Consider the following 4,019-nt stretch of genomic DNA (forward strand, 5'->3'; position numbering starts at 1 on the left):
GCAGGCCTACCGGGGGTTCTTGGCCGATCTGGAGGTGGCGGCCGGGGTGCTGGGAGTGGCGTAGACCAACTCCGTCGAGCGGGGGAGCGGCGGGGTGGTCGCTCCGAGAGGTCCTGAACGTGCGATGAGCTGCGCGAACCCGTTCAAGGGGACCCCCCTGAAAAAGGCCTTCGAACGGTGTTGTACTGTAGTGGCACACGAGATGAACGGGAACGAAAACCCGGGACTCGGAAAGTGAATATGGGGCTGTAGCGCAGTTGGTAGCGCACTTGACTGGCAGTCAAGGGGTCACGGGTTCGAATCCCGTCAGCTCCACAGCGGTCGGAGAGCCGGTTACCGATGCAGGTGGCCGGCTCTCCGGCTTTTCGGTGGTCGGTTCGGATGTCGAGTCCGCGCCTCGCTCCTGGTCGTGCTGCGACTCGAGCTGCGCGGCCAGCAGCCTCCGGGGTTTCCGGCCCCGCGCCGTTCAGCCAACCACCGGAAAACCCCTGGTGGTCTCCTCTTGGGTCCGGTCTGCTCCTCAACGGGGTGGTCAAGGCGACAGCGGGGCGCCCGGGAGGCGCATGCGCGGAACAGCGAGCCGGGCCGTGATCGCAGGAGCGATCGGCGTGCTCGCGTTCCGCAGTGGACATCGTTCGCTCGGGCGAGCTCCTCGGGAACGCCAGGAGCACGGTGGAGGGTGACCACCCGGAGGTGACCACCCTCCCGCGTAACAGCTGCGGTCAGCTCTGGGCGAGCAGCCGCTTCATGGTGTCGATCTCGGCCTGCTGGGTGTCGATGATCTGCTGAGCCAGCTGCTTGGCTTCGGGGAATTGGCCGTCGCTGAGCTCGGTCCGGGCCATCGCGACCGCGCCTTCGTGGTGTTCGATCATCATCGACAGGAACGCCTCGTCGAACTCGGCACCCGAGGACTGCTCGAGCTGCTTCATCTGCTCGGGCGACATCATTCCGTCGACCATGCCGTCGTGGCCGCCGTGGTGCATGCCTGCCATGCCGGAGCCGGACGGCACTTCCGCACCCCAGCTCTCCAGCCAACCGGTCATCTTCTCGATCTCCGGGCCTTGGGCGGCCTGGATCTGCTCGGCCAGCTGTTTCACTTCCGCGGACCCGGCCCGATCAGCCGCCATGCGGGACATCTCGACGGCCTGCTGGTGGTGCGGGATCATCCCCTGGGCGAAGGCCACGTCCGCCTGGTTGTGCGCGGCCTGGCCCGGGGCTTGGGACTGGCCGGTGTTGTGCGGCGCTTCGTGGCCCGGCATGTGCGCCATCTCGCCACCACCGGAGCACCCGGCGAGGACAGCGGCGGTGACGGCAACGGCAGCGCTCAGCAGTCGTGCTCGCTTCACGGTGGAACTCCTCGACATCTCGATGGTTGCGTGCAGGAACTCGCTGATCAGGACTGCTGGTCAGCACCTGAGCACGCACAACGCGGCGAGACGTCGAGCAACCGGTACCGGAGGCCGCGTCCGGGCCCCGGGAACGGCCAGGAGGGACCCGGGTCCCGGTGTGGCTGTGCCGCGGCGACATCGCACCCGGGCGAGGAAGAACGCGGCGAAGCCGATCAGGATCGCCAAGCACAGGTGCAGCAGGTCGTGCGGTGACGGGATCGGTGCGCCGCTGTGCTCGGACGCGTGGTGGCAGTCGCAGCCGTCATCGGATGTGGCGCTCGGCAGGGGCAATTCCGCGGTCACCGCGGACGGCGGCTCCGCGTGCGGCCGGTCGTGCTGGTACGGGATGTGGTGCATGAGCACCACGCCGAGCAGGAGAGCGACCAGCAGTCCCCATCGGAGGAATCCAGGCCGCACTCCCATGCCACCCACAATACGAGGAGCGGGGGTCGAACTGGCCACCTGACGCTCGTCACACCAGCTCGGTGCCGGTGGTGTGCCCGAACAGTCCAGGGTGGACGCGAGTGGGCATGCCCTTCGCCCCACGACTCGTCCGGCTCGTCGAGATCGAGCGCGGCCGTGTTGTTGAGCAGCACGCCGAAGGCGAGGAGCGGCTTCCCCGCCCCCCGCAGGCGGCGAAGCCCTGCAGCTGCACCAGAGGGGGGTGGTGCGGTCGGACGGCGCCCCGTAGTGCCGCGCACCCACCAGCGCGACCACGCCCCGGGTGTCTTGGGAGGCGCGCCGTGCCGCCGGGTTGTGCTGACCAGCTCCAGGAGCAGCACCTTCGTGGTCCTGAACATCCGGAACACGTACGCTGGGGCCATGAGTGACGGCACCTGGTCCGAGGCGGGTCTGGCCAACCGATTCACCGACGAGGCCTACGCCTCGGTGAAGGGATATGTGCGCACTCACGTGATGCACCAGCAGCTCCTGCAGCACCTGCCGCAGCCTCCGGCGGCGGTGCTCGACGTCGGCGGTGGCGCGGGCCACCAGTGCTTCCCGCTGGCCGAAGCCGGGTTCGACGTGACCTTGCTCGACTCGTCACCGGCGATGCTGGACAAGGCCCGGCAGCGGCTCGCTCGACTGCCTGCTGACGTCCAGCGGCGAGTGACCCTCGTGCAGGCCGACGGCGAGAACGCCGACGAGGCGGTGCGCGGTCGCCGCTTCGCCGCCGTGCTGTGCCACGGGGTGCTCGGGTACCAGGAGCGACCGGAGCCGCTGCTGGACCAGCTGTGCCGGTGCGCTGCCGAAGGCGGAATCGTGTCGATCATGAGCGGCAACGCCAAGACGATGGCGGTGCGCCCGGCCTTGGAGCAGCGGTGGGAGGACGCGCTGGCCGCGTTCGACACCAGGACGGAAACCGTGCCCGGGCTCGGCGTGCGGGGGCGGGCCGACACGGTGGAGGAACTCGGCGAGCTCCTGCGGGAGCGGGGCGTGGAGCCGTTGCGCTGGTACGGGGCTTGGCTGTTCGTCGACTGGCTCGAATTCAGCGGGGTCGAGCTGGATCCCAGCGACACCGAGCGCGCAGCGACGATAGCTGCGGTCGAACTCGAAGCCAGCCAGCGCGACCCCTACCGCCAACTCAGCCGCGCCTTCCACCTCGTGGCGCGCAAACCCTCGAGCTGACTGCCGCGGGCTATGGCCGCCATGCGGCCAGTTCGTTCGGTGCCAGGGGAGTTGGATCTGCGGCGTCGCACTCGCTGGAGGACTGCGGGAGAGCACTAACCAATGGTGGTTGGCTCCCGCATCGTCGCTTTCGACTGCGAGTTCACCGAACCTGCTCGATGCAGCGGTCGGTGCCCGAGCGTTTGAGCTTGTGAAAAACACGATTTCAAGCGGCTGTCCGGGCCAACGCACCTGTGCGGGTAGATCTTGAGCCACCCGTTCGACAGAGGTGCAGGTTGGCGCTGCTCCGTTGCGTGCTGAATTTTCTGCTCGCCGAGGTGCTCCCCTGCGTGCCGGGAGTCGTTCACCTTCGAATCCACCGGCGGCAGGTGCAAGTACTCTTCCCACACGTGGGACAGGAGTGCGCTCCGGAGGCTACCTTCCTGGCGGCGGAACAAAGTGAATCTATTTTGCGGTGTGGGCTGCTATAGTCCCTGGTCATCAAGTGTGCTCCCCGCGCACGCGGGGATGATCCTCCCCACCACCAGATGCAACGGAGGAGCTAGTCGTGCTCCCCGCGCACGCGGGGATGATCCCCAGATCTGGCGAGGTGACGCGGCCGGCCGCGGGTGCTCCCCGCGCACGCGGGGATGATCCACTGAACATGACCGCCCGCCGCTGCTGGCGCAGCGTGCTCCCCGCGCACGCGGGGATGATCCATCACCTGGATAGGAGGTGTTTCCGGTGCACCCGTGCTCCCCGCGCACGCGGGGATGATCCCACCTGATGGGGAGGGTTTCCCGTGTCACCCATGTGCTCCCCGCGCACGCGGGGATGATCCGGACAAGCGCTTCGTCGCTCGCCGCGACAACCGTGCTCCCCGCGCACGCGGGGATGATCCCGGTCTTCGGCGAACGGGGCTGGGCGGGCTTCAGCGTGGAAGCGGTGGCCAAGCGCGCCGGCGTCGGGAAGGCGTCGATCCACCTGCGCTGACGTCCCGGTGATCAAAAAGCACAGCAGCGAGGT

3 protein-coding genes, 1 tRNA gene, 1 pseudogene and 1 CRISPR repeat array are annotated in these 4,019 nt (G+C 68.3%); of the genes and pseudogenes, 3 read left to right on the forward strand and 2 right to left on the reverse strand.

All coding sequences use genetic code 11. The annotated features are described in order from the left end of the window. Positions 1 to 242: 242 nt before the first annotated feature. A tRNA-Ala gene (locus tag SREC43747_RS0118855) sits at positions 243 to 315 on the forward strand. Positions 316 to 722: 407 nt separating this feature from the next. Here SREC43747_RS0118855 and SREC43747_RS0118860 read toward each other — a convergent pair. Next, entirely contained in the window at positions 723 to 1,346 is a 624-nt protein-coding gene (locus SREC43747_RS0118860) for a DUF305 domain-containing protein (protein ID WP_236623276.1), read from the reverse strand. Between the two features lie 60 nt (positions 1,347 to 1,406). Next, the gene (locus tag SREC43747_RS0118865) at positions 1,407 to 1,811 is read right to left on the reverse strand and encodes a DUF6153 family protein (protein WP_152528477.1); all 405 of its coding nucleotides are present in this window, start codon (positions 1,809 to 1,811) and stop codon (positions 1,407 to 1,409) included. A 399-nt stretch (positions 1,812 to 2,210) separates the two neighbouring features. On the opposite strand from SREC43747_RS0118865, the gene SREC43747_RS0118870 reads away from it, so the two are divergent. Then, a complete protein-coding gene (locus SREC43747_RS0118870; protein ID WP_029722944.1) occupies positions 2,211 to 3,014 on the forward strand; it encodes a class I SAM-dependent methyltransferase in 804 nt (267 codons plus the stop codon). A gap of 486 nt (positions 3,015 to 3,500) precedes the next feature. After that, positions 3,501 to 3,894: direct repeats of the CRISPR family, unit length 28 nt; unit sequence GTGCTCCCCGCGCACGCGGGGATGATCC. Between the two features lie 14 nt (positions 3,895 to 3,908). After that, positions 3,909 to 3,986, forward strand: a pseudogene (locus SREC43747_RS22095) (TetR family transcriptional regulator); the annotation flags it as partial. Positions 3,987 to 4,019: the final 33 nt, after the last annotated feature.

The sequence above is a fragment of the Saccharopolyspora rectivirgula DSM 43747 genome, assembly GCF_000497205.1.
Lineage (GTDB): Bacteria > Actinomycetota > Actinomycetes > Mycobacteriales > Pseudonocardiaceae > Saccharopolyspora > Saccharopolyspora rectivirgula.